The 26,690-nt window shown below is 68.7% G+C and carries 33 protein-coding genes; 10 read left to right on the forward strand and 23 right to left on the reverse strand.

The features are described 5' to 3' along the window. Window positions 1-21: 21 nt before the first annotated feature. From DMC64_RS05540 to DMC64_RS05560, 5 genes are all read right to left on the reverse strand, one after another. On the reverse strand, window positions 22-552 hold the full coding sequence (locus DMC64_RS05540; RefSeq protein WP_125732402.1) for a GNAT family N-acetyltransferase: 531 nt from the start codon (window positions 550-552) through the stop codon (window positions 22-24). A 21-nt stretch (window positions 553-573) separates the two neighbouring features. After that, window positions 574-948, reverse strand: coding sequence for a DUF1707 domain-containing protein (locus DMC64_RS05545; RefSeq protein ID WP_037332336.1), 375 nt, complete (start codon window positions 946-948; stop codon window positions 574-576). Between the two features lie 41 nt (window positions 949-989). Then, entirely contained in the window at window positions 990-1,454 is a 465-nt protein-coding gene (locus DMC64_RS05550) for a DUF1707 domain-containing protein (protein ID WP_037332334.1), read from the reverse strand. Window positions 1,455-1,500: 46 nt separating this feature from the next. After that, window positions 1,501-3,291 (reverse strand): acetyl/propionyl/methylcrotonyl-CoA carboxylase subunit alpha, encoded by a 1,791-nt coding sequence (locus DMC64_RS05555; protein WP_125732404.1) that lies wholly within the window; start codon window positions 3,289-3,291, stop codon window positions 1,501-1,503. Between the two features lie 149 nt (window positions 3,292-3,440). Further along, window positions 3,441-3,725, reverse strand: a complete 285-nt coding sequence (locus DMC64_RS05560) for an SAV_915 family protein (RefSeq protein ID WP_037332331.1) — start codon at window positions 3,723-3,725, stop codon at window positions 3,441-3,443. Between the two features lie 83 nt (window positions 3,726-3,808). Here DMC64_RS05560 and DMC64_RS05565 point away from each other — a divergent pair, with 83 nt between their 5' ends. Then, on the forward strand, window positions 3,809-4,492 hold the full coding sequence (locus DMC64_RS05565; protein WP_125732907.1) for a hypothetical protein: 684 nt from the start codon (window positions 3,809-3,811) through the stop codon (window positions 4,490-4,492). Between the two features lie 116 nt (window positions 4,493-4,608). Here the strand turns inward: DMC64_RS05565 and DMC64_RS05570 are convergent, their stop codons facing one another. Together DMC64_RS05570 and DMC64_RS05575 are read right to left on the reverse strand one after the other, a co-directional pair. After that, the gene (locus DMC64_RS05570) at window positions 4,609-5,973 is read right to left on the reverse strand and encodes a dicarboxylate/amino acid:cation symporter (RefSeq protein ID WP_125732406.1); all 1,365 of its coding nucleotides are present in this window, start codon (window positions 5,971-5,973) and stop codon (window positions 4,609-4,611) included. Between the two features lie 100 nt (window positions 5,974-6,073). Further along, window positions 6,074-6,700 (reverse strand): nucleoside triphosphate pyrophosphatase, encoded by a 627-nt coding sequence (locus DMC64_RS05575; protein ID WP_125732408.1) that lies wholly within the window; start codon window positions 6,698-6,700, stop codon window positions 6,074-6,076. 166 nt (window positions 6,701-6,866) lie between these two features. Between DMC64_RS05575 and DMC64_RS05580 the strand changes: the two genes are divergently transcribed. Further along, window positions 6,867-8,672, forward strand: a complete 1,806-nt coding sequence (locus DMC64_RS05580) for a glycoside hydrolase family 3 protein (RefSeq protein WP_199754888.1) — start codon at window positions 6,867-6,869, stop codon at window positions 8,670-8,672. A 125-nt stretch (window positions 8,673-8,797) separates the two neighbouring features. Here DMC64_RS05580 and DMC64_RS05585 read toward each other — a convergent pair whose 3' ends face one another. From DMC64_RS05585 to DMC64_RS05635, 11 genes are all read right to left on the reverse strand, one after another. Next, window positions 8,798-10,408, reverse strand: coding sequence for a DHA2 family efflux MFS transporter permease subunit (locus DMC64_RS05585; RefSeq protein ID WP_125732412.1), 1,611 nt, complete (start codon window positions 10,406-10,408; stop codon window positions 8,798-8,800). Then, complete coding sequence (locus DMC64_RS05590; protein ID WP_125732414.1) at window positions 10,389-11,015, reverse strand: PadR family transcriptional regulator; 627 nt, start codon at window positions 11,013-11,015, stop codon at window positions 10,389-10,391. The genes DMC64_RS05585 and DMC64_RS05590 overlap by 20 nt, the downstream gene beginning before the upstream one ends. A 100-nt stretch (window positions 11,016-11,115) precedes the next feature. Beyond that, the gene (locus DMC64_RS05595; protein WP_016331336.1) at window positions 11,116-11,436 is read right to left on the reverse strand and encodes a hypothetical protein; all 321 of its coding nucleotides are present in this window, start codon (window positions 11,434-11,436) and stop codon (window positions 11,116-11,118) included. Then, window positions 11,433-11,639 carry a DUF397 domain-containing protein gene (locus DMC64_RS05600; protein ID WP_037332315.1) on the reverse strand — a complete coding sequence of 69 codons (207 nt, stop codon included), beginning with the start codon at window positions 11,637-11,639 and terminating at the stop codon, window positions 11,433-11,435. The genes DMC64_RS05595 and DMC64_RS05600 overlap by 4 nt, the downstream gene beginning before the upstream one ends. A 197-nt stretch (window positions 11,640-11,836) precedes the next feature. Next, entirely contained in the window at window positions 11,837-12,670 is an 834-nt protein-coding gene (locus DMC64_RS05605; RefSeq protein WP_125732416.1) for a helix-turn-helix transcriptional regulator, read from the reverse strand. A gap of 61 nt (window positions 12,671-12,731) precedes the next feature. Then, entirely contained in the window at window positions 12,732-12,950 is a 219-nt protein-coding gene (locus DMC64_RS05610; RefSeq protein WP_016331339.1) for an acyl-CoA carboxylase subunit epsilon, read from the reverse strand. After that, window positions 12,947-14,584: an acyl-CoA carboxylase subunit beta gene (locus tag DMC64_RS05615; RefSeq protein WP_125732418.1), complete on the reverse strand. Its 1,638-nt coding sequence runs from the start codon at window positions 14,582-14,584 to the stop codon at window positions 12,947-12,949. Before DMC64_RS05615 ends, DMC64_RS05610 begins: the two co-directional genes overlap by 4 nt. Before the next feature lie 140 nt (window positions 14,585-14,724). Then, window positions 14,725-15,387, reverse strand: coding sequence for a response regulator transcription factor (locus DMC64_RS05620; protein WP_037332311.1), 663 nt, complete (start codon window positions 15,385-15,387; stop codon window positions 14,725-14,727). Then, on the reverse strand, window positions 15,384-16,535 hold the full coding sequence (locus DMC64_RS05625) for a sensor histidine kinase (RefSeq protein WP_125732420.1): 1,152 nt from the start codon (window positions 16,533-16,535) through the stop codon (window positions 15,384-15,386). The genes DMC64_RS05620 and DMC64_RS05625 overlap by 4 nt, the downstream gene beginning before the upstream one ends. A gap of 68 nt (window positions 16,536-16,603) precedes the next feature. Next, window positions 16,604-17,422 carry an SRPBCC family protein gene (locus tag DMC64_RS05630; protein ID WP_125732422.1) on the reverse strand — a complete coding sequence of 273 codons (819 nt, stop codon included), beginning with the start codon at window positions 17,420-17,422 and terminating at the stop codon, window positions 16,604-16,606. 52 nt (window positions 17,423-17,474) lie between these two features. Beyond that, a complete protein-coding gene (locus tag DMC64_RS05635) occupies window positions 17,475-18,245 on the reverse strand; it encodes an NAD(P)H-dependent oxidoreductase (RefSeq protein ID WP_125732424.1) in 771 nt (256 codons plus the stop codon). 43 nt (window positions 18,246-18,288) lie between these two features. Between DMC64_RS05635 and DMC64_RS05640 the strand changes: the two genes are divergently transcribed. From DMC64_RS05640 to DMC64_RS05660, 5 genes are read left to right on the forward strand one after another with little or no spacing between them, the layout of a single operon-like run. After that, entirely contained in the window at window positions 18,289-19,299 is a 1,011-nt protein-coding gene (locus tag DMC64_RS05640) for a GlxA family transcriptional regulator (RefSeq protein ID WP_072028828.1), read from the forward strand. 52 nt (window positions 19,300-19,351) lie between these two features. After that, window positions 19,352-20,050, forward strand: a complete 699-nt coding sequence (locus DMC64_RS05645; protein ID WP_125732428.1) for a lysoplasmalogenase family protein — start codon at window positions 19,352-19,354, stop codon at window positions 20,048-20,050. A gap of 59 nt (window positions 20,051-20,109) precedes the next feature. Then, a complete protein-coding gene (locus DMC64_RS05650; protein WP_125732909.1) occupies window positions 20,110-20,427 on the forward strand; it encodes a helix-turn-helix transcriptional regulator in 318 nt (105 codons plus the stop codon). Next, window positions 20,424-20,864 (forward strand): SRPBCC family protein, encoded by a 441-nt coding sequence (locus DMC64_RS05655; RefSeq protein ID WP_125732430.1) that lies wholly within the window; start codon window positions 20,424-20,426, stop codon window positions 20,862-20,864. The genes DMC64_RS05650 and DMC64_RS05655 overlap by 4 nt, the downstream gene beginning before the upstream one ends. Window positions 20,865-20,868: 4 nt before the next feature. Beyond that, window positions 20,869-22,629 carry a prolyl oligopeptidase family serine peptidase gene (locus DMC64_RS05660; protein WP_125732432.1) on the forward strand — a complete coding sequence of 587 codons (1,761 nt, stop codon included), beginning with the start codon at window positions 20,869-20,871 and terminating at the stop codon, window positions 22,627-22,629. Here DMC64_RS05660 and DMC64_RS05665 read toward each other — a convergent pair. The 5 genes from DMC64_RS05665 to DMC64_RS05685 all read right to left on the reverse strand — a co-directional run bounded on the left by DMC64_RS05665 (window position 22,626) and on the right by DMC64_RS05685 (window position 25,044). Beyond that, the gene (locus DMC64_RS05665) at window positions 22,626-23,051 is read right to left on the reverse strand and encodes a VOC family protein (protein ID WP_125732434.1); all 426 of its coding nucleotides are present in this window, start codon (window positions 23,049-23,051) and stop codon (window positions 22,626-22,628) included. The genes DMC64_RS05660 and DMC64_RS05665 overlap by 4 nt on opposite strands. Window positions 23,052-23,097: 46 nt before the next feature. Next, window positions 23,098-23,721: a LysE/ArgO family amino acid transporter gene (locus DMC64_RS05670; RefSeq protein WP_125732436.1), complete on the reverse strand. Its 624-nt coding sequence runs from the start codon at window positions 23,719-23,721 to the stop codon at window positions 23,098-23,100. Between the two features lie 153 nt (window positions 23,722-23,874). After that, window positions 23,875-24,210 carry a thioredoxin gene (trxA, locus tag DMC64_RS05675; protein WP_125732438.1) on the reverse strand — a complete coding sequence of 112 codons (336 nt, stop codon included), beginning with the start codon at window positions 24,208-24,210 and terminating at the stop codon, window positions 23,875-23,877. Continuing rightward, window positions 24,211-24,606, reverse strand: coding sequence for a MerR family transcriptional regulator (locus tag DMC64_RS05680; RefSeq protein ID WP_016331353.1), 396 nt, complete (start codon window positions 24,604-24,606; stop codon window positions 24,211-24,213). A 42-nt stretch (window positions 24,607-24,648) separates the two neighbouring features. Then, a complete protein-coding gene (locus DMC64_RS05685) occupies window positions 24,649-25,044 on the reverse strand; it encodes a nitroreductase/quinone reductase family protein (RefSeq protein WP_125732440.1) in 396 nt (131 codons plus the stop codon). Window positions 25,045-25,071: 27 nt separating this feature from the next. Between DMC64_RS05685 and DMC64_RS05690 the strand changes: the two genes are divergently transcribed. The 3 genes from DMC64_RS05690 to DMC64_RS05700 are packed head-to-tail and all read left to right on the forward strand — an operon-like array spanning window position 25,072 to window position 26,671. Beyond that, window positions 25,072-25,902: an alpha/beta fold hydrolase gene (locus tag DMC64_RS05690; protein WP_125732442.1), complete on the forward strand. Its 831-nt coding sequence runs from the start codon at window positions 25,072-25,074 to the stop codon at window positions 25,900-25,902. Next, window positions 25,881-26,462: a histidine phosphatase family protein gene (locus tag DMC64_RS05695; protein WP_233629571.1), complete on the forward strand. Its 582-nt coding sequence runs from the start codon at window positions 25,881-25,883 to the stop codon at window positions 26,460-26,462. The genes DMC64_RS05690 and DMC64_RS05695 overlap by 22 nt, the downstream gene beginning before the upstream one ends. Next, window positions 26,447-26,671, forward strand: coding sequence for a PASTA domain-containing protein (locus DMC64_RS05700; protein ID WP_125732444.1), 225 nt, complete (start codon window positions 26,447-26,449; stop codon window positions 26,669-26,671). The genes DMC64_RS05695 and DMC64_RS05700 overlap by 16 nt, the downstream gene beginning before the upstream one ends. Window positions 26,672-26,690: the final 19 nt, after the last annotated feature.

Consider the following 26,690-nt stretch of genomic DNA (forward strand, 5'->3'; position numbering starts at 1 on the left):
AGGACGAAATGCGTAAGGGGGTCAGGCGGTGCGGCGCCAGCGGATGAGGCGTTCCCCGGTCGGGGCCGGATCGAGTTCGGGCCCGACCAGGGTGAACCCGCATTTGCGGGCGACCGAGGCGGACACCTCGTTCGTCTCCTCGTAGCGGTAGCTGACCTCGCGCAGGCCGAGCCCGCCGAAACCGAAGCGCAGGGCCGCGTTGAGCGCGGTGCTCGCGACCCCCTTGCCCCGCGACGCCGCGCGCACCCAGACCGACGCCTCCGCGTACCCGGCGTCGAGATCGAGATCCCGCAGGCCGACCTCGCCCAGCAGATCCCCGGTCGTCGGTTCGGCCACCGCCCAGGAACAGCGCTCGTCACCGGCCCACTGGGCGGCGCGCAGCGCGACGTACTCGGTCGCCTCGTCCAGGTCCCGCAAGCGGTAGTTGAGGACGTACTTGCGGTGCGTCGGGTCCGCGAAGGCCGCGACCAGCGCCGGACGGTCGTCGAGGGCCTTGTCCGCCCGCAGCTGCCGCAGGTAGTACTCGCCCGCGTTGATCTCCACCGGTTCCACCCTTCGAGGGTAACCGGCGCTTCAGCGGCGGCGGCTCATGATCAGCGCGACCGCCAGCGGCAGCAGGAAGACCAGGAACGTCCCGCGCGTGAAGAAGAACAACGCGATCGCGACGGCGGCGGCGATCGGCACGGCACTGGCCGTCAGCCATTTCGACGGCTGGATCTCGTTCTTCTCGGCCGCCTGCGCGACGCCGGGCATCGGCGGCAGGGGGAGCAGCGCGCTGGGCCGGGGCGAAGGCAGGTCTGTGAACAGCGGTTCGAGTTCGCTCGCCATCCTCGCGGCGCTGACCTTCGCCGACCGCGAACCGAACTCGTCGAGGTCGAGTCTGCCGGTGCGGACATGCTCTTCCAGCGCCTCGAGCGCGTCTTGGCGTTCGGCGTCGCTCAGCCGCATGTCCGGTCTCTCGGCACCCACGTCCCGAGTCTACGGGCGGATCAGCCGTCGAGTTCCCGCCGACGCTGCTTCCCGAGCTTCTTGTGCGAGTTCTCCCAGCCCTTGCCCCAGATGCCCTCGCCGACGGCGCTGATCCCGATCGGGACGAGGATGAACCACCAGGTGATGCCGGTGGTGATGATCAGCGCGATGGTGGCGATGAACAGGATCGGCAGGAGCGCGCCCATGACGCGTTGCGTCGGCGAGATGCCCGCCCACGGCGACGCCGGTTTCTCAGGTTCGCCGACGGCCGCCTTCGGAGCGTCGTAGCGGGGGTGCGGCTCGGGCAGGTCGAGGAAGATCTCGGCCAGCTCGCCGCGGGTTTTGGCGGCCGTGATCCGGGCGGACCGGTCACCGAATTCGTCGATGTCGATCCTGCCGACGGTCATATGCTCGCCGAGCGCGGTCAGCGCGGACTCGCGATCCTGATCACTGATCCGCAGCCGCGGAGACGGAACCTCGCTCACCCTCTCGAGAATAGGCCGGGCGAGGTCCCGTCAACCACGACATTCGTCAGTCTTTGAGCTCGAACAGCTGCGTGCCCTGCGTCACCGCGGCCCCGACCTCGACCGAGAGCCCGGTGACGGTGCCCGCTTTGTGCGCGGTGACCGGGTTCTCCATCTTCATCGCTTCGAGCACGACGACCAGCTCGCCCGCCTCGACGCGCTGGCCCTCTTCGACGGCGACCTTGACGATGGTGCCCTGCATCGGCGCGGTGACCGCGTCCCCGCTCACCGCGGCCTTGGTGCCGCCCGCGCGCTTGCGCGGCTTGGCCTTCACAGCCGTCCCGCCGCCACCGGCGTCGAGCGAGAAACCACCGGGGAGCGACACTTCGAGCCGTCGGCCGCCGACCTCGACGACGACGTTCTGCCGGGGCTGCTCTTCCTCGGCCTCGACGGTTTCCGGCGCCACGAACGGCTCGATGGTGTTCTCGAACTCGGTCTCGATCCAGCGGGTGTGGACGCTGAAACCGTTCTCGTCGCCGATGAAGGCCGGGTCGTTCACGATCACGCGGTGGAACGGCAGGACCGTCGCCATCCCGTCGGCGACCATCTCGGCCAGCGCGCGGCGGCTGCGCTCGAGCGCGTTCTGCCGGTCCGAGCCGGTGACGATCAGCTTCGCGAGCATCGAGTCGAACTGGCCGCCGATGACGCTGCCGGACTCGACGCCCGAGTCGACGCGGACGCCGGGGCCGCTCGGCGCGACGAACTTCGTCACGGTGCCGGGCGCGGGCAGGAAGCCGCGGCCGGCGTCCTCGCCGTTGATGCGGAACTCGATCGAGTGGCCGCGCGGTTCCGGGTCCTCGGTGATGCGCAGCTTCTCGCCGCGCGCGATGCGGAACATCTCGCGCACGAGGTCGAGGCCCGTGGTCTCCTCGGACACCGGGTGCTCGACCTGCAGTCGCGTGTTGACTTCGAGGAACGAGATCGTGCCGTCGACGGCGACGAGGTACTCGACGGTCCCGGCGCCGTAGTAGCCGGCTTCCTTGCAGATCGCCTTCGCGGACTCGTGGATGCGCTTGCGCTGCTCGTCGGTCAGGAACGGCGCGGGCGCCTCCTCGACCAGCTTCTGGTGGCGGCGCTGCAGCGAGCAGTCACGGGTGCCGACGACGATGGCGTTGCCGTGCTGGTCGGCGAGGACCTGCGCCTCGACGTGGCGCGGCTTGTCGAGGTAGCGCTCGACGAAGCATTCGCCGCGGCCGAAGGCGGAGATCGCCTCGCGCGTCGCCGATTCGAAGAGCTCGGGGATCTCTTCGCGGGTGCGGGCGACCTTCAGGCCACGGCCGCCACCGCCGAACGCCGCCTTGATCGCCACCGGCAGGCCGTGCTCGTCGGCGAAGGCGATGATCTCGTCGGCGTTCGCGACGGGGTCCTTGGTGCCGGGCACGAGCGGGGCGCCGGCGCGCAGCGCGATGTGGCGCGCGGTGACCTTGTCCCCGAGGTCGCGGATGGCCTGCGGGCTCGGCCCGATCCAGGTCAGCCCGGCGTCGATCACCGCCTGGGCGAAGTCCGCGTTCTCGGAGAGGAACCCGTAGCCGGGGTGGACCGAGTCCGCGCCCGACCGCTTGGCGGCGTCGAGCAGCTTGTCGAAGACGAGGTAGCTCTCTGCCGCGGTGGTGCCGCCGAGCGCGAAGGCCTCGTCCGCGAGGCGCACGTGGGGTGCGTCGCGGTCAGGATCGGCGTAGACGGCGACGCTGGTCAGCCCGGCGTCCTTCGCCGCCCTGATCACCCGTACCGCGATTTCCCCGCGGTTCGCGATCAGGATCTTGGTCACCGGACCACCTGTGCCGGCCTGCTCGGTCACGCCGTACCTCCTGCGTTCGCACGTCGGGCCGCCCCGATGCGGCTCCGCAGCAGTTTACGGAAGTTCCCGCTCTGATTAGTGAGAGCAAGGCCACCCGGTGACACTGTTTATAGCAGTGGCTTACGGTGGCGTAGTTCTTCTAACAGGCCCTACACCAGGGCTTCGCGATGCCGTAGTTCTTCCGGAAGATCGGAATCGAGCACGATCAGGTCGTACGGCTGGGCCTGGTGGACCCGGCCGAGGTGCTCGGATTTCACCAGTGCCCACGGCTGGTGCGGCCCGCAGCACTCGACCAGGCGCTGCACGGAACTGAAGGCGATCAACGCCATCCGGCCGTCCTTGGTCGCGCGGAGTTCGATTTCCGCGCTCGTGTAGTCCTTCGGCTTCTTCGCCGTCGGAAGGAACAGTGCGGTGGGCAGTCCGGGGTTCGTCACAGGAACAACATAGACGTGCACTCTGCGCTAGATCACTTACGCTCTGGGATATGCGGACACAGGAAGCGCGGGCGCCACTATCCGTGCTGTTCACCGCCCTGCTGGCGGTGGTGGTGACGGCGGGCGTGATCGTCGCCGTGATCCTGCTCCGCCCGGCCGCCCCGACGCCCGACGGCGACCCCGGCGTGCCTCCGGTTTCCGATGGTGCCCCGAGCGCGCCCGGGGTGAACTGCGGCGACTCGGCCTGCCGCGAGATCGGCGCGATGACCGTCGGCGGGCTGCCCGTCGTGCTGCTGGCCGACGGCGCGGGGAAACAGGGTGTGGTCCGGATCGGCGCGGACACCGCGTACCCGCTGATGATCAACGACATGGGGGTCACCCTGAAGGGCGATTCTTTGCGCTGTGTCGACGGGGCGACGCCGGTGTGCCTGGTGCGCGGCGAGACGGGCGCCGGTGCGGCGGGGGAACTGTTCGTCGCGCGCGGCGGCATCTGGCGGGACACCGGGAAGCCGTACTTCTCCGACGCCGGGACGGTCGCCCTGAACGACGTGACCGCCGACGGGGTCGCGGACGTCATCGTCGTGCGGCACGAATGCCCCGGCGCGCAGTCTGGCTCGGCGCGGTGCCAGGCGGCGCCGGTGCTCGCTGAGGTCTACGACGTCGCCCGCGGTTCCGTGGGGTGCACGCGGCGGTACACCGCGCCTTCGGAGCTGCGGGGCTGGCCGGATGTCCGGCTGACGAAGGCGGATCTGCGGGCCTGCCCCTGACAGGGAGCAAGGGACCTTTGCTACCACTCGGGCGGCCGCTCCCGACCCAAGTACGTGAAGGCCCCCTTCACTGCGCTAGACGCAGTGAAGGGGGCCTTCACGTACCGGCAGAAGGGTCACGCACCAGCGGTGGCAGGCTCCTTCGCGGAGGCGGTAGCCGCTTCGCCGCTCTCAGTCGGCGAAGGGTCCGTCGGCGAGTTGAGCACCTCGTCGTCCAGAAGGCCTTCGCTGCGGGCGACGACGACCGGCACGACGATCTGGCCCGCCACGTTGGTCGCGGTCCGCATCATGTCCATGATCGGGTTCACCGAGTAGATCAGCGCGATCCCGAGCGCCACCTGCTGCGCGTCGAGGCCGATGAACGCGGTGGTCAGGGTCAGCGCGGTCAGCCAGCCGGTGGTGCCCGCGGTGGCCAGCGCACCGAGCACGGCGACCACGACGATCCCGACGTACTGCCAGATGTTCAGCGAAACCCCGGACAGATTCGCGATGAAGATGGCGCCGATCGCGGGGAACACCGCGGCGCAGCCGTCCATCTTCGTGGCGCTGCCCAGCGGAGTCGCGAAGGCGGCGTACGCGGGCTGGACGCCCAGGTTCACGGCGGACTGCCGGGTGAGGGGCAGCGTCGCGGCCGAAGACTGCGAAGCGAACGCGAACTGGATCGCCGTGCCCGCCTTCGAGAAGAACTTCAGCGGGCTGACCTTCGCCACGAACTGGAGCAGGATCGGGTAGACCACCAGCAGCACCACGAGGCAGCCGACGTACACCGCGAGAGTGGTGGTGAACAGCGGCCGGAACAGGGCGTCACCGTAGTTCGCCACCGCGGCGCCGATCAGGCCGACGATGCCGATCGGGGCGAGCCGGACGATCCAGCCGAGGTAGCGCTGGATGATCTCGAAGACGCTGGTGGTGAAGTCGACGAACGGCTTGGCCTTGTCACCGAGGCTGTAGGCCGCCGCGCCGATCAGCACGGCGAGGAACAGCACCTGAAGCGTCGAGCCTTCGGTGAAGGCGGCGAAGAAGTTCTTCGGCAGGAAGCCTTCGACGAAGGCGCTCCAGGAGCCCCAGTTGTCGACGCTCTTGGTGGCCTTGTCCGCGTTCTTCGCGGTCGCGGCGACGCCTTCGCCGAGGCCGCCGCTGCCCGGGTTGAACAGCTTCGCGACGGCGATGCCGATCAGCGACGCGATGAACGAGGTGATCGCGAACCACAGGACGGTCTTGCCACCCAGCCGTGCGGCCTTCTTGCCGCCGCCGAGGTTGCGCAGGCTGTTGATGCCGACCACGATCGCCGTGAAGACCAGCGGGATCACCGCGATCTGCAGCAGCGTCGTGAAGATCGTGCCGATCTGGTCGAGCAGGTCGGTCAGCCAGCTCGCCTCGGTCGTCCTGGCGAGGACGCCGAGCAGGGCGCCCACGACGAGCGAGCCGAGGACCGCCGCCGCGAAGACCCTTGGCCTTGTGTAGGTCCGAATGAAAGACACGGGGCGACTCCGGTGCGTGAAAGTTTCCTGATTTCCCGAACGTGAAGAACGTTCGGCGAAGCAGGACTCTTCCGGATCACCTGATCGTGTGGGAGTCGTCTCAGGATGCGGGACGGGACCAGAGATCGATGACACTCACGCCGACCTCCGTCAGCAAACGCCGGGTCAGCGGCAGGCTGATCCCGATGACGCTCGAGAAATCACCGTCGATCCCCTCGATGAACCAGCCGCCGAGCCCGTCGAGGGTGAAGCCGCCGGCCACCTGAAGCGGCTCTCCGGAAGCGATGTACGCCTCGATCTCTTCTTGCGACGGTGTGCCGAAGCGAACAGTGGTCCCTTCGGTCCCGGAGGCTTCCTTCGTCCTCTCACCGTTCTCGACGCGGATGATCGCGTGGCCGGTCAGAAGTTCACCGGTTTTGCCCGCCATCGACGCCCAGCGCTCGCGCGCGGCTTCCGGCGTGATCGGTTTCCCGACCATTTCGCCGTTGATCGACAGCATCGAATCGCAGCCCACGATGACCATGTCGGAGTGCCCGTCGAGGGCCTCGAAAACCGCTTCGGCCTTCGCGGCGGCGAGTGCGCGGACCAGCTCTTCGGGGGCCGGATCGGTCAGGGACGCGGCGACCGCGTCCTCGTCGACGCCGGACACGACGACGCTCGGATCGAAGCCGGCGGAACGCAGGACACCGAGGCGGGCGGGGGACTGGGACGCGAGAACGAAACGCACGTGAGGAAGGTACTCGACGGCTCGCCGTTGCCTGATTGTGACCTGGAACACCCGACGGTGGAGTTAGTTTGTTGTGGCGCGCAACATATGGATTGTTCGAGCTACGGAGGAACCAATGTCGCCCCGCCTCCGCGTCAGAAGATCTCTTCGCACGACGCAAACCACAGTGCTCGCAGGACTGCTCCTGGCCGGTTCGGCCCTGACCCCGGTGGCGTCCGCCGCCCCGGGACCGCTCTACAAGAACCCGCACGCTTCGACGTCCGCGCGGGTGAACGACCTGCTCAAGCGGATGAGCCTCGACGACAAGATCGGCCAGATGACCCAGGCCGAACGCGGCGCGGTCACCCCCGACCAGGCCGCCGCGCTCAAACTGGGGTCCTTGCTCTCCGGCGGTGGCTCGGTGCCCGCCAGCAACACACCGAACGGGTGGGCCGACATGGTCGACTCGTATCAGAAGGCGGCGGTCTCGACGCCGCTCGGCATTCCCACGCTCTACGGCGTCGACGCCGTGCACGGCCACAACAACGTCTACGGCGCCACGATCTTCCCGCACAACATCGGCCTCGGCGCCGCGAACAATCCGCGCCTGGTCGAGAAGATCGGGCGGGCGACGGCGCTGGAAGTCGCCGGAACCGGTCCGCAGTGGGACTTTTCGCCCTGTCTGTGCGTCGCCCGCGACGACCGCTGGGGCCGGACCTACGAATCCTTCGGCGAATCCCCGCGTGACGCCATCGCGAACGCGACGGCCATCACCGGGCTTCAGGGGCGCAGGCTCGGCGAGAAACCGGGATCCGTGCTCGCGACGGCGAAACACTACGTCGGTGACGGCGGCACGACGAACGGCGTCGACCAGGGCAACACCGAGGTGAGCGAACGCGAACTGCGCCAGATCCATCTGCCGCCGTTCCGCGAGGCGATCGACCGCGGGGTCGGCTCGGTGATGATCTCGTTCTCCAGCTTCCAGGGAGTGCGCATGCACGCCCAGAAGTACCTCATCACCGACGTCCTCAAGAAGGAACTGCGGTTCCGCGGGCTGGTGATCTCGGACTACAACGCGATCAACCAGATCGACGGCAAGGAGGGTTTCACCCCCGAAGAGGTGCGGCTCTCGGTCAACGCGGGCATCGACATGTTCATGGTCCCGTGGGACGCGCCGCAGTTCATCGCCTACCTCAAGGCCGAGGTCGAGGCGGGACGTGTCTCGCGTGAGCGGATCGACGACGCGAACCGCCGCATCCTGGCGGAGAAGTTCGAACTCGGCCTGTTCGAGCACCCGTACACCGACCGGTCGCTTCAGAAGACGTTCGGCAGCAAGGAACATCGCGAATTGGCCCGCCAGGCCGTCCGCGAATCCCAGGTGCTGCTGAAGAACGACGGTGTACTGCCGCTGGCGAAGACGAACAACAAGATCTTCGTCGCGGGCAAGAACGCGAACGACATCGGCAACCAGGCGGGCGGCTGGACGCTCACCTGGCAGGGACAGAGCGGCCCGGTGATCCCGGGCACGACCATCCTCGACGGCATCAAGTCGGGGGCGGGGAAGGGAACCACGGTGACCTATGACCGTGCGGGTGACGGAATCGACGGCAGCTACCAGGTCGCCGTCGCCGTGGTGGGCGAAACGCCGTACGCCGAAGGACAGGGAGACCGGCCGGACGGCTTCGGACTCGACGCGGAAGACCTCGCCACGATCGCCAAGCTGAAGAGTTCGGGTGTCCCGGTCGTCGTGGTGACCGTGTCCGGGCGTCCGCTCGACATCGCCGCGCAACTGCCGCGGTTCGACGGGCTGGTCGCGGCCTGGCTGCCGGGCAGTGAAGGCGCCGGCGTCGCCGATGTCCTCTACGGCGACTACAACCCGACCGGGAAGCTGACGTTCAGCTGGCCGGTCAGTGCGGCGCAGGAACCGGTGAACGTCGGTGACGGCAAGAAGGCGCTGTACCCGTACGGCTACGGCCTGCGGTACCGCCGGTAGCTTCCGCCTCCCGCGCGGATGAGAGGAACGGTCCTTTCCTTGCGAAATTTGCAAGGAAAGGACCGTTCATTGCACCGGTGGTGGGCCCACGACCCGCATTCAGAGGACTAAATGCGGGAGGAGGGTCAGGCGGCACTGGCGGCGGGTTCGCGAGCGGGCGGGTGGGGCGCCCGGGCAGGGCGGCGCATGGTGAGCGCGGCGAGCACGCCCAGCACGAGCACCGCGGCCGGAAGCAGCAGTGTCACCCGGGCGGCGTCGGTGAGTCCATTGTGGACGGCTTCGAGTGCGAGCCGCTGTGCCTGCTCGGCGACCCCGGACGGCAAGCCGGGGAACGCGGCCGCCCCGGAAGAACCGAACTCCCCGGTCGATTCCGCGGCCTTCGCGACGCCTTCCGCGAACGGTGCCCGGTACTGCTCCGGCAACGCGGTCGCGGCCGACGCCGCCTCGTCGGCGATCGACCTGCCGATCCGCGCCTGCAGCAGCACACCGACGGCCGCGCTGCCCAGTACGCCGCCGACCTGCCGGGCGGTGTTGAAGATGCCCGACGCGGTCCCGACGAACCGCGGTTCGACCGAGCTCATCGCCAGATTGCCCATCGGCGGGAAGATGAAGCCGATGCCGACGCCCGCCACCAGCAACGCCGGGGTGAGCGTCCACGCGTTCGCGCCCGCCTCGGCGATCAGGGCCGCCAGTCCCATTCCCGCGGCGAGCGCGGTGAGCCCGACGATCAGCAGGACCTTCCCGTTGACCTTGTCCGAAGCGCGGCCGACGAACGGGCCGATCAGGCCGGCCAGCAACGACATCGGCGCGAACAGCAGACCGGACATCGTCGGCGACTCGCCCAGCACCGCCTGGATGTAGATCACCAGCGGCAGGAACATGCCGGTCATCGCGAAACCGACGGTGACCGAGGTCAGTGTGCCCGCCGAGAAGTTGCGGTTCGCGAAAACGCCGAGCGGGAGCAGCGGTTCGCGGCGGTTGAACCGTTGCCACGCCACGAAAGCGACCAGCAGGGCGACACCGAGGCCGATGATCTCGAACACGGTGATCGGCCCGAACACCCGTCCCCAGTCGTAGTGCTGTCCATTTTGGACGCCGTAGACGACGCAGAACAGACCGGCGCCGGACAGCAGGATCCCCGGCACGTCGAAGGAATGCGAGTGCTTCGGCTGCCAGTCCGGCACCTTGAGCAGTGCCAGCGCGATCGCGACCACGCCGACCGGCAGGTTGACGAAGAAGATCCATTCCCAGCCGAGGTGGTCGACGAGCACGCCGCCGAGCACCGGCCCGACGATGGCCGCGATCCCGGCGACGCCGCTCCAGAGACCCATCGCGGGGCCACGCTTCGACGGCGGGAACAGATGGCTGATGAACGCCAGGGTCTGCGGCGTCATCAAAGCGGCGCCGAGTCCTTGCACCGCGCGGGCGGCGATCAGCATTTCGACCGAACCGGACAGACCGCACCACAGCGAGGCCAGGGTGAACACCACGAGCCCGGCCAGGTAGACGCGTTTCGGGCCGAAGCGGTCGCCGAGGCGGCTGGCGAACAGCATCGGCACCGCGTAGGTGAGCAGGTAGACGCTGATCACCCAGACGATCGCGTTCAGTCCGGCGCCGAGTTCCCGCAGCATCGCGGGGATCGCGGTCGAGACGATCGTGGTGTCCAGCAGGATCATGAAGAAACCCAGGCACAGCGCGGAAAGCGCGGCCCAGGGGTTAGCTTGTCTTGCGTTCATCGCTGTCGTCCTCGGTGACCAGGTTCAGTTTTGGCGTGCAGTGGCCCTGGAACCGGATGCGGCCGGATTCCAGGTCTTCGACGAGTTTTTGGGTCCACTCGAGCTCGAAGGCCCGCCGCGCGGTGGCGTAGGACCAGTCGAGCCAGTAGATCTCGGGGAGTTTGTGCTCGTTGACCAGGTTTTCGAGCACGACCTGGTCGGAGGCGATGGCGGCCTGCAGCCGCAGCACGCGGTGCTTGAGCTGGGTGAGCGACATTTCCGGGCCGAGCTCGTCGATGACGGCGAGCGCGCTGAGGTACTCGGGGTACTCCTCGGCGGGGGTGGCCAGCATGTCCTGCGCCCGGTCGACGAACTCGTCGCGGCCGGTGTCCGTCATCGCGTACACGGTGCGCTCGGGGCGTTTCCCGTCCCGCTGTGTTTCGACGACCTCGACGAAACCGTTCTGCACCAGGCGATCCACCGTGTGGTAGAGCGAGCCCGCCTTCACCTTGACTCGTGTGTTGACGAAGCGCTCGCGCATCAGCTGCGCCATCTCGTACGGATGCATGGGCCGCTCATGCAGGAGTTCGAGCACCGCCATGGCGAGCGGGGTGAGCTTCGCGGCCATGAATGTCCCCCTTGGAAGATTCCCTACTGATTATTCCACGTGGAATATATGTCAGACAGGGCTGAACCTTCAAGGGGGGTGTCAGTGCTTCGGCCGGCCGCTAGTCGAGCGGTCGCGGCCCGATCTCGCGTTCGAGGAAGCGGTGGTACTCGATGGCCGCGATCGAGTTCTCCAGCTGTTCGAACGTCGGCGCGGGGAGCGCGCCGTTGAAGACGATGGTCAGGCTCTTCCGCGGGATGTTGATGACATACGGATCGACGTCGAGTTCTTCGCAGTGCCCGCGCAGGACGGCGGTCCAGTGGTCGAGGTCCTCGTCCTCGCCGAGGTGCTCCCACCGCGCGACGATCCAGTTGCCGTTGATCAGCTGGCCCGCCATCTCCCGCGGATCGTGGACCATGTACGGCTCGGCGACGTCGTTCATCGTCCGAGGTGCTCGAGGAGCGCGGTGAAGGACTCGGCCGGGACCACCAGGATCGGCCGGGTCTCGTCCGGCAGCGCCCACTGTTTGGTGTCCCGGATGCCCACGAGGCCGGGTGCGGTGCCGACCTCGACGCAGGCGTTCTCTTCCCAGTGCGTGTAGGTCGACTTGTGCCAGCCGGTCATGTTTTCGTGCCAGGTGGTCATAGGAGGGCCTTTCCCCAGTGACTGTTTCGGCAAGTAGACGGGTTGCGCGGCAGCAAGGTTGGCGAGATCGGGTGATCTGTGCCGATCGGTCGGTGAGCGGCTCCGCTGATCGCGTTCGGCGCACGGAAAGGGACCTTCACCGACAGCTGCTTTACACACGATGCACTCTCGGAGTGCATAAGGCCAAGGGTCTTAGGTCACCGAAGTGAACCGGCCGCGAGCTGTCGGTAGTCGGCGGCGATCCGCGTCAGATGCCCGCAGGCGATGTCGCCGTAGGTGGCGTAGCGCTCGACTTCGGCGAAGTTCTTTTCGTAGTCGGTGACTTCGCGTTCGTCCGTGACGAGGGCCGTGGCCGTCTGCGTGCCGAGGAGCACCGCGCGCGAGTCGTAGATGTCGAAACCGTGGAGGACGGGGACCGACACCGGAGTGGTCCACGGGATCACGCCGAGCCGTACGCGATCGCGGCGGGAGATCTCGATGAGGTGGCCGAGCTGGGCCAGCATGGTCGCCGCGCCGCCCATGTTCCAGCGCAGGGCGCCTTCGGTGAGCACGAAATGGAACTCACGGTTCGAATCGAGGATCCGCTGACGCTCCAGCCGGGCCTCGACCGTCTGGTCGCGTTCGTCCTCCGGCAGCGCGTCGCCGAAGAGCGCGGTGATGTAGTCGCGGGTCTGGAGCAGGCCGAACACGATGGTCGGCTGGAAACTCCGGATCCGGGCGGACGCCGTCTCGATCTTGCCGATGCGCTGCTGCATCCGCCAGGCACCGCGCTGAAGCACGACTCGGGCGGACGACGCCTCTTCACGGAGGTCCCGGGTGATCGCGACCAGTTCGCGCCGGATCTTCGCGGGCGCGCGATAGACGCGGCACAGCGCGACGACCTGCTCCTCGGTCGGCATGAACGCGCCGGTCTCGACCCGCGACACCTTCGACTGACTGAGGCCGGTGAGGCTCGCCGCTTCGGTACCGGACAGCCCGGCGGCCTTGCGCAGACGGCGCAACTCGGTGGAGAGATGGTCCTGGTTCGTCACGCACGGCTTTCTGAGGCGATCGCGGTCGGCAGGACTGCCACGATAGCCCGCCGAGCCCGTCTCAGCGAGGAAGCGCGGAAGCCCGCCAGGCGCCCTCTCCCGGGGCGAGCGGGGCCCGCACGAGCGATGCCTTGTCCGCCCACCACGAATCCCGTTTCGGCGCCGGTTCCGGTGCCCGCGCACCGGCCGCCGCCGCGACGACGGCGGTCAGCGCGGCGAGCTCGGCGTCGTCCGGGTTGCCCCGGACGACGCGCAGCAGCGGGGTTTCGGGCGCGGTCACAGCGGGATGTTCCCGTGCTTCTTGGGCGGCAGCGACTCACGCTTGCCCTGGAGCAGCGAGAGCGCCTTCGCGACGTGGCCGCGGGTGTGCGCGGGCACGATCACCGAGTCGACGTAACCGCGCTCGGCCGCCGCGTACGGGTTCAGGAGGGTGTCTTCGTACTCCTGGATGAGCTCGGCCCGCAGCGCGTCGACGTCCTTGCCGTCGGCGGCGGCCGCGGCGAGTGTCTTGCGGTGCACGATGTTCGCCGCGCCCTGCGCGCCCATGACCGCGACCTGCGCCGTCGGCCAGGCCAGGTTGATGTCCGCGCCGAGATGCTTCGACCCCATGACGTCGTACGCGCCGCCGTACGCCTTGCGGGTGATGACGGTGACGAGCGGGACGGTCGCTTCGGCGTAGGCGTAGATCAGCTTCGCGCCGCGCCGGATGATGCCGTTCCACTCCTGGTCGGTGCCGGGCAGGAAGCCGGGGACGTCGACGAAGGTCAGCACCGGGATGTTGAACGCGTCGCAGGTGCGCACGAACCGCGCGGCCTTCTCGGAGGCGTCGATGTCGAGGCAGCCGGCGAACTGGGTCGGCTGGTTCGCCACGATGCCGACGCTGCGCCCGTCCACCCGGCCGAAGCCGACCAGGATGTTGGGCGCGAACAGCTCGTGCACCTCGAGGAAGTCACCGTCGTCGACGACGCGGTTGATGACCTCGTGCATGTCGTACGGCTGGTTCGGCGAGTCCGGGATCAGCGTGTCGAGCTCGCGGTCGGTGTCGGTGACGTCGTCGAAGAACCCTCCGGGCGCCGAGTCGGTCTCGAACTGCGGCGCTTCGGACAGGTTGTTCGCCGGGAGGAACGCGAGCAGTTCCTTCACGTACGCGATGGCGTCCTCGTCGTCGGAACCGAGGTAGTGCGCGACACCCGAACGGGTGTTGTGCGTGCGCCCGCCGCCGAGTTCCTCGAAGGAGACCTCTTCGCCGGTCACGGTCTTCACGACGTCGGGGCCGGTGATGAACATGTGCGAGGTCTTGTCGACCATCACCACGAAGTCGGTCAGCGCGGGGGAGTAGACGTGCCCGCCCGCGTTGGCGCCCATGATCAGCGAGATCTGCGGGATGACGCCGGACGCCTTGACGTTGCGGTTGAAGATCTCGCCGTACAGCCCGAGCGAGACGACGCCTTCCTGGATCCGCGCGCCGCCGCCCTCGTTGATGCCGATGATCGGGCGGCCGGTCTTGATCGCCAGGTCCATCACCTTGACGATCTTCTCGCCGTACACCTCACCGAGTGAACCGCCGAAGACGGTGACGTCCTGGCTGAACACGCACACCGGGCGGCCGTCGACCGTGCCGTAGCCGGTGACGACGCCGTCGCCGTAGGGGCGGTTCTTCTCCTGGCCGAAGTTGACCGAGCGGTGTTTCGCCAGCTCGTCGAGCTCGACGAAGGAGCCCTCGTCCAGCAGCAGGTCGATCCGCTCGCGGGCGGTCTTCTTGCCCTTGGCGTGCTGTTTCTCCACCGCCCTCGCGGAACCCGCGTGCACCGCCTCGTCATACCGGCGGTACAGGTCGGCCAGCTTGCCGGCCGTCGTGTGGATGTCCGGTTCGTCCTCGGGCGGCGTCCCGAGCGGCTCCGTCGCACTGCTCATGAAACCGCAGCCTAGCTACTCGACGGTCACTTCGCGTGTGGCGTAGGCAACGTCCTGGGGGTCTGGGGCCTGAAGTACATGAAGGCCCCCTTCCTGTACCTGGGCGCAAGGAAGGGGGCCTTCATGTACTCGACCAGCCGCTAGACCGAGGCCCGCACCAGCCCGGACTCGTAAGCCGCGATCACGAGCTGCGCCCGGTCCCGCGCCGCGAGTTTGTGCAGCAGATGGCCGATGTGCGTCTTCACCGTCGCCAGTCCGAGGTGCAGGGTCCCGGCGATCTCGTCGTTCGACAGGCCGCGCGCGATCAGGCTCAGTACCTCGCGTTCCCGCGCGGTGATGTTGTCCAGCGAGGCCGCGACGCGCTGGCCGGGTTCGGGCAGCCGCGCGAACTCCGCGATGAGCCTTCGCGTGATCGAAGGGGCGAGAAGTCCTTCGCCCGCCGCGACGACGCGGATCGCGGTCAGCAGTTCGGCGGGCGGGGTGTCCTTCAGCAGGAATCCGCTCGCGCCCGCGCGCAGGGCCGAATAGACGTAGGCGTCGAGGTCGAAAGTCGTCAGCATCAGCACGTGGACGCCTTCGGTGGCGGGCGACGCGCAGATCCGCCGGGTCGCTTCGATCCCGTCCAGTTCGGGCATGCGGACGTCCATCAGCACGACGTCGGGGCGCTCCTTCTCGGCGAGTTCGGCGGCTTCCGCGCCGTCGCTCGCCTCCCCGACGACTTCGAGGTCCGGCGCGCTGTCGACGAGCACGCGGAAACTGCCGCGCAGCAACGCCTGGTCGTCGGCGATCAGTACGCGGATCATCGTGTCCCCACTTCCTTGGCGGCGTACGGAAGCCGCGCGAACACCCGGAATCCCCCGGCGGGCAGCGGGCCCGCCTCGAAGTCGCCACCGTAGACGGCGACGCGTTCGCGCATGCCGATCAACCCGTGCCCGCCCACGGCGGGCGGTGAGCCTTCGCCGCGCCCGTCGTCGACGATTTCGACGCTGACCTCACCGGGGCCTTCGGTGATCGTGACCCAGCACGCCGACGGCCCCGCGTGTTTCACGACGTTGGTCACCGCCTCCTGCGTGATGCGGTAGACCGAAAGCGCGACGCCCTCGGGCAGGTCGTCCACCGCCTCGCCGGTCAGCTCGACCCGCACCCCGGCCTGTCCGGCGCGTTCGGCCAGGGCCCGCAGGTCGGCGAGTTTCGGCGCGGGCCCGAGCGCGGCCTCAGGCGTGCCGTCACCGGAACGGAGGACGCCGAGCATCCGCCGGAGTTCGACGAGGGTCTCGCGGCTGGTGAGTTCGATGACCCGCAACGCCTCACGTGCTTCTTCGGGCTGTTGCTCCGCGACGTGGTTGCCGACGGCCGCCTTGACCGCGATCAGGCTCATGCTGTGCGCGACGACGTCGTGCATCTCGCGCGCGATACGCAGCCGTTCGTCGGAAACCGCCTGATCGGCCTGGGTTTCGGCGAGCTGGGCGAGGTTCGCGCGTCGTTGCCGCGTCATCCAGCCCAGCGCCCACGAGCCCGCGACGCCGCCGCCCGCGAAGGCCGTCGAAGCGATCGTGTTCGGCCCGAGCCGCAGCACTTCGAAGATCATGACGACGACGAGCCCGAGCCCCATCGCGATCAGCGAGCGGGCCCGCGGGTGTTCCAGCGCCACGGTGTACAGGGCACATCCGGTGGCCAGGAGCGCGGCCGGGGCCAGCCCGTTGCCCGCGATCAGCGCCGGGACGAGGCTGCCCAGGCCGAGGCCGTAGGCGAGCAGTGGGCGGTGCCGCCGTAGCGCGATCGCGATCCCGCTGGCGGCGACGGTCGCCCAGGCGAGCCACATCGGGATGACGACGAGGAACGTCCAGGTCTGTGCCGCGAGGTTCCCGCCGACGGCCACGACGAGCACCAGCGCGAGGAGCGCGTCGATCGTGTACGCCACCCGCTGGGAGAGCGCCGACGGCTGTTTCATACGGCGAACTCAACCAGACGGGCGGCGTCTCCGCGTCCGTCCGGTGGAGGTCATCCCCAGGGTGGAGATCAGCTCCCGTGAGCCGCCGCGAAGAACTCCTTCAGCTTCTCTCGCCAGCTTCGCAGCGCTTCGGGTACGACGTCGTCCTGTCCGGCGGGGACGGTCTGGGTCAGCTCGACCATGGTGCCGTCGAGTTCGGAGTGGCTGAACTCCCAGCGGACGACGCCGCCTCGCGGCAGGCCGATCTCCAGCACTCGCGGAGGCTCTTCGCGGATGACCGTCCCCGCGGTCTTTTCGGCGGCGAGAAGGGCCCAGACCTCGTCGAGCGGTTTCCAGATCAGATCGCGGCGGAAGCGGATCACCTTGCCGTCGCCGGTTTCCAGGACCTCGCCCTCGGCGAGCCCGAACTCCTCGATGTAGGCCTCGATCGGGCCGACCCAGTCCTGCTGGGGCTCGTGATCCTCGCCGTCGAGCAAGGCGGTGAGCGCGACGAGGCAGCTGTCCCAGCCGGCGGCCGTGCGGCCCGCGGCGATCCTGGCGATGGCGGGTTCACCCCGGCCGAACGTATGCGTGAACAGCAGACGGCTGCCTTCACCCTCCGGGATGATCTCCCAGCGCAGCACGTCGTCGTTCCAGCTGAACGCGAAGACACGGGGCTCGTCGGCTTCGAGGACTTCACCCGCAGTCGGCTTCTCTTCGCCTTCGAAGGTGAACTCGATGGTCCCGCCCGGTCGCAGGTCGACGGTGACCGCGGCGGGGAACCAGTTAGCGAGCTCCGAAGGTTCGGTGATCGCCCGCCAGACGCGTTCCGGCCGATGCGCGAGCCGGCGTTCGATCCGCAGCGCCGGACGTTCTCCGACGGTTTCCAACCGGGCGCGAGCGTTCACGGTTACCTCCTAATGTGCCGTGAGGGAAATATAACCGCGACGTAATATTGGGTCAACCGGCGAGGTGGACGCCGATCCCGCTCCGCCCCGGCGCCAGCTCCTCACGCAGGACCAGGGCGTCGTCGTAGTCGCCGCCGTTCTGGCTGCGGAACGGGATCGGGTCCTGAGTGGACAGTGTCCGCAGCCGCGCGCGGAGTGCCTCCGCGGCGGCCTCGTACTGCTCGGGCGAAACGCGGTCGGCGCCGCAGATCGTCAACGGGGGCAGCACGGACATGCCCGCGTACCACAGCGTTCCGTGCTGCAACGGGAACAACAGATCGCCGATCTCGCCGTTCACGCCACGCGGTCCGATGGTGGCCTCCGGCGCGCCCGCGGTCAGCACGACCATGGCGCGTTTCCCGGCCAACGCTCCTTCGCCGTAGCGTGCCGTCCGGCCGTCGGGACGTTGGACGCCGTAGGCGAAACCCTTGACGAAGACGCGGTCGAACCAGCCCTTGAGGATCGCGGGCATTCCGTACCACCACAACGGGAACTGGAAGATCACGGTGTCCGCCCACGCCAGCTTTTCGTGTTCGGCGCGGATGTCCTCGCCGAGCTCGCCGGTCCGGAACGCGTCCTTCGATGTCGAGCCGACGATGAGCCGCTCCGTGGAGGCGGCCCGGCCGAAGTCGTCGGCGTCGACGACGGCCTTCCATTTCATCGCGTACAGATCGGATTCCCGGACGTCGGCGCCCTGCGCGCGGAGGGTGCGCAAGCCCTCGTCGCGCAGTGAGCCGCCGAGGGAACGGGGTTCGGGGTGGGCGAAGATCCACAGCACGTTCATGGTTCCACCGTCGCCCGGGCCCGGCGCCGAAACGAGTGGCCCGATGGACAACATGTGCAAGAATCGAGCCATGGGCTTTTTCGCGCATCCCGGCCGCCACCGGGTCGCCGTGCTGGTCCGGCACGGAATGCTGGTGATGGAGCTGGGCATCGTCACCCGGCTGTTCGGCACGGCCAAATCGGCCGATGGCGAGCCGCTCTACGAAGTCGTCACCTGCACGCCGGAGCCGGGGCAGATCCGGACCGACGCCGACGTCACCATCTCGGTCGCGCACGGGCCGGAAGTGCTGGCCGAGGCCGACACCGTCGTCATCCCGGCGTCCTCCACCGAATACGAACCCTCCGGGCACGACCTCACCGAGCCGCTCGCCCGGGCGCTGGAACTGATCCGGCCAGAGGCCAGGATCGCGTCGATCTGCACGGGGGCCTTCGTGCTCGCCGCCGCCGGCCTGCTCGACGGCCGGAAGGCGACCACGCATTGGCGTTCGGCGCTGGACTTCCAGGCGAAGTTCCCGAAGGTCGCCCTCGACCCGAACGTGCTCTACACCGATGACGGGAACGTCCTCACCGCGGCGGGCGTCGCGTCCGGGATCGATCTCTGCCTGCACATGATCCGCTGTGATCACGGTGCCGCGGTCGCGAACGAGGTCGCGCGCGGAACGGTCGTCTCGCCGCATCGCGAGGGCGGGCAGGCGCAGTTCATCCGGCGGCCGGTGCCGGAGCCGCAGTCCTCGTCGACGGCGGCGGCCCGGGCTTGGGCGCTGGAGAACCTCGACAGGCCGCTGACGCTGCGCGAGCTGGCGGCGAAAGAGGCGATGAGCACGAGGACGTTCACGCGGCGGTTCCGCGACGAGGTCGGGATTTCGGCGTTGCAGTGGCTGACCCAGCAGCGGATCGAACGGGCACGTCAGCTGCTCGAAGAGACCGATCTGCCGGTGGACAAGGTCGCCGCCGAGGCGGGTTTCGGCACCGCCGCGTCGCTGCGTCAGCATCTGCAGGCGGCGCTGGGGGTCTCGCCGAGCGCGTACCGGAACACCTTCCGCGAAGCGGTCTGAATTCGACTGACCTCCTGGTAACTTACCCGGAAATAAGTTCCGGAGGTGGTTCGTGAAAGCCCTCAAGATCGCCGAACGGGTGTTGTTCGGCGCCGCCGCGATCGGCACGGTGTACTCCGCCAGGACGGGTAATCGGAAGCTGCAGCTGGCGGCCAAACCCGCCGCGGTGCCGGCGCTCGCCGCCCGGGTCGCGCGTTCGCGGGGGCTCGCGCCGGGGGAGAAGGGGCTGCTCGTCGCCGCGTTGGTCGCGGCCGGGGCGGGCGACCATTTCATGGGCCGGTCCGATGAAGACGGTGAGCTGATCAAGGGCGCGACCTCGTTCGGCGTGATGCAGGTGCTGTACTCCGCGCTGCTGTGGCGCCGGGGTGCCCGTCCGCGCGCGGCGACCGCGCCGCCCCGGCTGGCGGCCTGGGCGGCGGCCGCGGTCGCGATGGCGTTGCCGAAGCCGTCTCCGGTGTCTTCGGTGCTTTCGGTCTACGGGGGACTGCTGAGCACGACGTCGACCCTCGCGGCGGACCCGGTGCTGGCGCCGAAGGCCAAGGTTTCGGGCGGGATGGTGATCCCGTCGGGTGACCGCCGGACCTGGATCGCCGCCGGTGCGCTGCTGTTCTCCGCGTCGGATCTGGCGATCCTGATCCGCCGCAACTTCGTCACCAGCGAACGCGTGCGGGCCAACCTCGAAACCTTCGTGCTGACCTCGTACCTGGCGTCGCAGTGGCTGCTCGTCGAGGGGATGACCGCGGAAAGTTAAGCATCTACTTGACTATTGCTCGGCGTGGGCGGATGGTTAAGCATGTGCCTAACCAACGGATGGATCAGGTGTTCAAGGCGCTGTCCGACGGGACGCGCCGCGAAATGATCGAGCGCCTCACTAAGGGACCCGCCTCGGTGGGGGAGCTCGCGCAGCCGCTGTCGATGTCGCTGCCCGCCGTGATGCAGCACCTCCAGGTGCTGGAGGCGAGCGGGCTCGTCCGGTCGGAGAAGGCGGGGCGGGTCCGCACCTGCCACCTCGAACCGGACGGCCTGCGGCTGGCCGAGGACTGGCTCGGCGGACAGCGCACCGGCTGGGAACACCGGCTCGATCGTCTTGGTGGCTTTCTGGACTCCGACGAAGGGAACAGGTCATGACCGTCAAACACGCCACGTTCACCCTCGAACGCGTCTACCCCGTGTCGCCGGAACGCGTTTTCGCGGCCTGGGCCGATCCCGCCGAGAAAGCCGGCTGGTTCACCGTGCCGGGCGGCGAGCATTCCCTGGACTTCCGCGTCGGTGGCCGGGAGATCACCACGGGCCCCAATGGCGACGGCCGGAAGCTGATCGCGGACTCGCGCTACGAGGACATCGTCGACAACGAGCGGATCGTCTACGCCACGTCCTTGTCCACCGACGACGTCCTCGCGACCGTCTCGCTCACGACAGTGCTGCTCGAACCCGAGGCGGACGGCACCCGCCTGACGCTGATCGAGCAGGGCACCTTCCTCGACGGGCAAGAAGAACCGGCTTGGCGCGAGCAAGGGACCGGATGCTGGCTCGACGCACTGGGGAAGGCTTTGTCGGCAGTATGAACACATGCTGACCGCTGAGCTGATCGTCGACAGCCGAGTCCCCTCGAATCCCGCGCTTTCCGCCGACGGGCGGTGGGTCGCCTATCAGGTCGACACCATCGCGAAGGGCGTCCCCGAGATCTGGCTCGCGTCCGTCGACGGTCGCGAGGAACCCCGGAAGCTGGCCGAGGGTTCCTCGCCCCGGTGGTCGGCGGATTCCCTCTATTTCCTCCGGGACGGCCTGATCCACACGGTGGACGGGCCGCTGTTCGCCTGGCGGAGTGAGATCACCGCGTTCCTCCCGATGCGGGAGCGGATCGTGTTCGTCGCCGAGGACGAGACACCGGCCGCGGAAATCTGGGTTTGGAGTGAGAGCTTCCGTCCGGCACGGCTCCGGAGCTTCGATCGGCGGACCGGGGAGATCACGACACTGGTCGACGAGCACGTCGTCGATGTCGCCCGCCGTCAGGACGACGGGGCGCTCGCGGTGCTGACCTGGCCCACCCCGGAGCTCGATCCCGGCGGGCTCGAACCCCGGCTTTCCGTGCTGGACCTGGAAACCGGAGAGCGGCGCGATCTCGGGAGGACCGCGGTCGAAGCCACGAGCCCGGTCTGGTGGCGGGACGGCGAAGACTGGCACGTCGCCTATCTCGCGACACCGGAGATGGTCGGTGGCTGGGCGGTCTTCGACGTTCCCGTGGACACGGCCGACCATCGGAACCTGACGCCGGAATCGACCTGCCCGATCAGGCTCGCGCAGGTCGATTCCGGTGCGCCGCTGATGCTCGTCGCTGACGGGCTCGACACGGCCCTCCACCGGCTCGGATCAGGTGAAGTGGCCTTCTGGCGCGGGCAAGCGGACGCCATCGCGTCGAACGGCGAGATCGTGGCCATCGTGCTGAGCACCGCCCACCGGCCGAAGGATGTCCACTGTGGACCGATCGGTGAACCCTTGACGCGGGTGAGCGACACGGCGCCGGAGTTCGCCGAAATCACTTGGGGTGCGCAGGAACGCTTGTCCTACAAGGCTCCTGATGGACTGACGCTGGACGGGCTGCTCGTCCTCCCGCCGGGAAAGACCCGGGAAGACGGCCCGTTCTCCCTGATCACCTTGCCGCACGGCGGGCCGTACGACCGGTACGCGGACGGCTTCCGGCTCGGCTGGTTTCCGTCCGCGCAATGGCTCGCGCTGGCGGGGCACGCGGTCTTCCTGCCGAATGCCCGTGGGGGACAAGGACATGGCCACGAATTCGCCGCCGCCGTCGCGGGACGCGTCGGGCTGGAGGAATGGAGCGACCTCGAAACCGGGATCGATCTGCTCGTCGCCGAAGGGGTGGCCGACCCGGATCGGCTCGGCATCGCGGGCTGGAGCCACGGCGGGTTCGTGTCGGCCTGGGCCGTCGGGCGGACCAGGCGGTTCAAGGCGGCGTTGATGGGCGCCGGAATCTGTGACTGGGGGATGCAAGCCGCGACCGGCGAGCTCGGCCCGCTCGAAGCCGCGCTCGGCGGGAGTACCGGTTGGGAAGGGACCGGCCCGCACCGGCACGATCGGCTCAGCCCGATCTCCTTCGCGTCGGAGATCGAGACCCCCGTGCTGATCGTGCACGGTGCGGACGACACGAACGTCCCGTTGTCCCAGGCGGAATTCTTCCATCGCGCGCTACGCCACTTCGGCGTCGAACACGACTTCGTGGTCTATCCCGGCGAAGGACATTCGATTCGCGGACGGGCGCATCAGCTGGATCTGCTGCGCCGCACCCGCGAATGGTTCGCGCGGCTGCTCTAACCCTGCGGCTCGCCGGGGACGTACGTGCCGAACGTCCATTCGTACCCTTCGAGATCGTCGACACGGCAACGGTAGTTGCCCCATTCGGTGTTCTCCGGCTTCCAGACCGGCGTCGCACCGGCGTCGACAGCGGAAGCGAAGACGGCGTCCACGGCCTCTTGCGTCGGAAGGCTGACGTAGAGGCCGTGGCCGACGGTTTCGCCCTTGCGGGCCGGGCGGTCGTAGTCCTCTTCCGCGCTGAACACGATGATCCGGACTTCGCCGCGCCGCAGTTCCGAATGCAGGATCAACCCCTTGTCGTCGGGGTACTCCGTGGTGGTCTCGAAGCCGAAGGCGCGTTCAAGCCAGCGAAGCGCCTTCGGGGCATCGCTGTACGCGAGGTAGGAGTGGAGGGAAGCCGGACGTTCTCGGGTTTCGGTCATGAGGGCAGCCTCGCAAGCGATCAGGACAACTACGGCCCTCGATTCGTCACCAAACGAGGCGAACACCGAGGACGGCGATGAGCGCGCTGGAAGCCAGTGCGGTCACCAGCCGTCCACGACGTCCGGTCAGCGCCTTGCCGAGCACGGCGCCGCCGCCCGCGAGGAACAATTGCCAGCTGGCCGAGGCCGCGAACGCCGCGAGCACGAAGACGACGTGTTCCGCTCCGCTCGCCGCGGCCATGTCCTCGCTGCCCAGCACGAGCGCCGCGAAGTAGACCACCGTCATCGGGTTCAGCAGAGTGATTCCGAGAAGGCTCACGTAGGCCTTCACCGGCCCGATCGCGACCGGTTCGGTCAGCTCGGCCTTCGCGGAGTCGCGGTAGTTCCGGATTCCGGTGAATCCTATGTGGACGGCCAGCCCGAGCAGCACCACCACCGAAATCCAGCGCAGTGGCACGGCTATCGGCTCGATGACCGGAATCAGCGTGCCCCCGCCGAGGACCGCCACCAGGGCGTAAAGCCCGTCCGCGGTGGCGACCCCCAGCGCGGCGTACGCGCCGATCCTGAGCCCCGCCCTGACCGTCAGTACCACCAGATACGTCCCGACCGCGCCCACCGGGATGGCGATGCCATACCCGGCGAGCAGGCCCGCGACGAACGCGGCGCTCACGGTCGGACTGGTGTCGGCCTCCACCCGGACGCGGCCTGCTGCTGCTTCCGCACCCGTCGGACGACGGTGGACGGCGGCAGGAAGGCGGGGGTCGATGTCATGGGTGAAGGATGCGAGCGGGGTGTCGCTCGCGCAACACAATTATCTCGCGGTTCACGAGAGGGACGGCTGAAGAACGGCGTCCAGGTCGGCCAGCAGCCGCGCCTTCGGCCGGGCGCCGACGGTCGTCCACACGGGACTCCCGTCGCGGAACAGGATCAGCGTCGGCAGGGACATGACCTGATAGTTCCTGGCCGTGAGCGGGTTTTCATCGGAGTTGAGCTTGCGGATGATCAGCGATCCGGCGCGCTCTTCGGCGATCTGCTCCAGCACCGGCGTGATCATGTGGCAAGGCGGGCACCATTGCGCCCAGAAGTCCACCAGGACGGGCTTGTCCTGGTCCAGGACGAGGGCTGGGAAGGTTTCGTCGGTGACGACGGAAAGGGACACTCAGGCCTCCTCGGTTCGCGGCACGACGACGCACGGTCCCGGCGGCGTTTTCAGCGCGCCGGCGAGTTTGGTCAGCAGGCTGTCCCGCACGTCGTTGAGCCTGGCCAGACAGGCGTCCACCTCGGCGAGTTTGCGTTGGTAGACCTCGATCGAATCGGCGCACGAATCGCCGGTCTCGTGCCCGGCGCGCAGGCACTCGACGAACGGCCTGGTGTCCTCCAGACTGAGCCCCACCGCTTGCAGGGTCAGGATCTCGTTCACCAGACGGAAGTCGTCCTCGTCGTACTCCCGGTACCCGTTCGACGCGCGCCGTGCGTCGAGAAGCCCTTGTGACTCATAGAAACGCAGCGCGCGGGTGGTGGTTCCGGTACGCGCGGCGAGTTCGCCGATCCGCATGGTCCCGAGCGTAAACCTTGCCCTTGGCGTCAAGGCAAACGTTCAATCGTCGAGATCGACCCGGATGGTGAGGAGGTTCGTGCCGATCGCGCGTACGGCGGCGCTGTTGAGCCTGGGGAGGGCCTTGAGACGCGCGCGGGGGTCGTCGCCGGGGAGCAGGTGCGCCGTGCCCGTGTGCCAGCGGCCCCGGAGCCGGACGCGGACCCGCGGATCGGCCTGGATGTTGCGGACGTACTGCGACTTCTCGCCGAACTCCGAGACGATCCAGAACTCACGGCCCACCCGGCGGCCACCGATCGGCGTCCGCCGGGCCTCGCCGGATTTGCGGCCCGTGGTCTCCAGGATCGGCTGGTTCGGCAGCCGGACGAGGATCGGATTGCCGACGTGGCGCTGGAACGTCGTGGCCACCCGGTGCTTGATCTCGTGATAGCGGGACATGGCTCCAGGGTGCCCTACGCTCGGGCCATGGTGAACGAGTCGGACGTGGACCTGGGGGACGGGGCCACACTGCACACGTACGACACGGGCGGGACCGGGCCGGTGGTCTTCTGGCACCACGGGACCCCGAACATCGGCGCCCCGCCCGCCCCGCTGTTCCCGGCCGCCGAGCGGCTCGGACTGAGATGGGTCTCCTACGACCGGCCCGGCTACGGCGGTTCGTCGCCGCGGCCCGGCCGGGATGTCGCGTCGGCGGCGTCGGACGTCGAGAAGATCGCCGACGCCCTGGGAATCGAGCGGTTCGCGGTCTTCGGGCATTCCGGCGGCGGCCCGCACGCGTTGGCCTGCGCGGCTCTGCTGCCGGACCGGGTGTCGGCGACGGTCTGCGTCGCGGGCATGGCTCCGTACGGCGCCGCCGGGCTGGACTGGTTCGCGGGGATGGGCGCGGCGGGCGTCGCATCCCTGACGGCCGCCGTGGCGGGGCGGGCCGAAAAAGAGCGGTACGAGGCGACGGCCGAATACGACGCGGAGATGTTCACGCCGGCGGACCATGCCGCCTTGTCGGGTGACTGGAAGTGGTTCCTCGACGTCGTCGGCCCCGCGGTCGAGGGCGGACCCGGTGCGCTGATCGACGACGATCTCGCGTACGTCACGCCATGGGGTTTCCAGCCGTCCGACCTCCGTGCCCCGGCGCTGTTCTTGCACGGCGGCGAGGACCGGGTCGCGCCGCTCGCGCACGGCGAGTGGCTGGCGCGGCAGTGCGCCACGGCCGAGGCCCGCGTGTTCCCTGAGGACGGGCATGTGTCGGTTCTGCGCCACGGGGAGGACGCGCTCGAGTGGCTGGCCGCTCATTCGTGAGCTGCGAGATCGTCCTCGTCCGGCATGCCGAGTCCGTTCCGCCGCCGCCGGGGAAGCCCGACGACCCGGAGCGGCCGCTGACCGCGGCGGGCGTGGCGGCTGCGGAACTGCTCGCGCACGAACTCGTCGCGATGAACCCGACGGTGGTCGTGTCGAGCCCGTACCGGCGAGCCGTCGCGACGGTCGCGCCCGCGGCCACCGCGGCGGGGCTCGAAGTCACGACGCGCTGGGAGCTGCGCGAATGGGACTCGGGCCTGGAGCCGACACCGGACTACGCCGTCCACTACGAGCGCAGCTGGGCCGATCCGGATTTCGCGCGTCCGGGTGGCGAGAGCCTGCGGCAGCTGACCGTACGGGCGATGGCCGCGGTCGATCGGCTCGCGGAGGAGTATGACGGCGGTGTCGTGCTGGTGGGCAGTCACGGAACCTTCGTGTCCCGCCTTCTCGCCGGACTCGGGCCGGGAATCGGCTGGCCGTTCTCCCGGGACATGCCGATGCCCGCCGTTCATCAGCTGCGTATATCGGGAGGTGCCATATGGGTGGCGTGTCACGGAACCTGAACTACGACATGCCGTGGCCGATCCCGGAGTTCGTGGGACTTTCGGTCGCTCAGGCTCTCGCCCTAGCGGCGGAAGCGGAGATCGTGCTGTACGAGGCAGACGCGACGACGCCGTTGACGGGGCGCTCGGAGGGGCGAGTCGTGCGTCAGTCGTCGCCGGGTTCGCGGCGTCATCGGCCTACCCGGGTGACGGTCTGGATCGCGCCGTGAGGCCGTGTCGCGAAAGCCA

The organism is Amycolatopsis sp. WAC 04197 (assembly GCF_003947475.1).
GTDB lineage: Bacteria > Actinomycetota > Actinomycetes > Mycobacteriales > Pseudonocardiaceae > Amycolatopsis > Amycolatopsis japonica.

Excerpts from the sequence above, each read along its gene's own strand:
- DMC64_RS05660 (WP_125732432.1), top strand. The coding sequence starts at position 20,869 with ATGCTGACCGCTGAGCTGATCGTCGACAGCCGAGTCCCCTCGAATCCC.
- DMC64_RS05690 (WP_125732442.1), top strand. The coding sequence starts at position 25,072 with ATGGTGAACGAGTCGGACGTGGACCTGGGGGACGGGGCCACACTGCAC.
- DMC64_RS05595 (WP_016331336.1), bottom strand. The coding sequence starts at position 11,436 with ATGAACGACGTCGCCGAGCCGTACATGGTCCACGATCCGCGGGAGATG.
- DMC64_RS05590 (WP_125732414.1), bottom strand. The coding sequence starts at position 11,015 with ATGGCCGCGAAGCTCACCCCGCTCGCCATGGCGGTGCTCGAACTCCTG.
- DMC64_RS05545 (WP_037332336.1), bottom strand. The coding sequence starts at position 948 with ATGCGGCTGAGCGACGCCGAACGCCAAGACGCGCTCGAGGCGCTGGAA.
- DMC64_RS05625 (WP_125732420.1), bottom strand. The coding sequence starts at position 16,535 with ATGAAACAGCCGTCGGCGCTCTCCCAGCGGGTGGCGTACACGATCGAC.
- DMC64_RS05615 (WP_125732418.1), bottom strand. The coding sequence starts at position 14,584 with ATGAGCAGTGCGACGGAGCCGCTCGGGACGCCGCCCGAGGACGAACCG.
- DMC64_RS05680 (WP_016331353.1), bottom strand. The coding sequence starts at position 24,606 with ATGCGGATCGGCGAACTCGCCGCGCGTACCGGAACCACCACCCGCGCG.
- DMC64_RS05685 (WP_125732440.1), bottom strand. The coding sequence starts at position 25,044 with ATGTCCCGCTATCACGAGATCAAGCACCGGGTGGCCACGACGTTCCAG.
- DMC64_RS05635 (WP_125732424.1), bottom strand. The coding sequence starts at position 18,245 with ATGAACGTGCTGTGGATCTTCGCCCACCCCGAACCCCGTTCCCTCGGC.
- DMC64_RS05620 (WP_037332311.1), bottom strand. The coding sequence starts at position 15,387 with ATGATCCGCGTACTGATCGCCGACGACCAGGCGTTGCTGCGCGGCAGT.
- DMC64_RS05600 (WP_037332315.1), bottom strand. The coding sequence starts at position 11,639 with ATGACCACCTGGCACGAAAACATGACCGGCTGGCACAAGTCGACCTAC.
- DMC64_RS05640 (WP_072028828.1), top strand. The coding sequence starts at position 18,289 with ATGGACAACATGTGCAAGAATCGAGCCATGGGCTTTTTCGCGCATCCC.
- DMC64_RS05650 (WP_125732909.1), top strand. The coding sequence starts at position 20,110 with ATGGATCAGGTGTTCAAGGCGCTGTCCGACGGGACGCGCCGCGAAATG.
- DMC64_RS05665 (WP_125732434.1), bottom strand. The coding sequence starts at position 23,051 with ATGACCGAAACCCGAGAACGTCCGGCTTCCCTCCACTCCTACCTCGCG.
- DMC64_RS05585 (WP_125732412.1), bottom strand. The coding sequence starts at position 10,408 with ATGAACGCAAGACAAGCTAACCCCTGGGCCGCGCTTTCCGCGCTGTGC.
- DMC64_RS05655 (WP_125732430.1), top strand. The coding sequence starts at position 20,424 with ATGACCGTCAAACACGCCACGTTCACCCTCGAACGCGTCTACCCCGTG.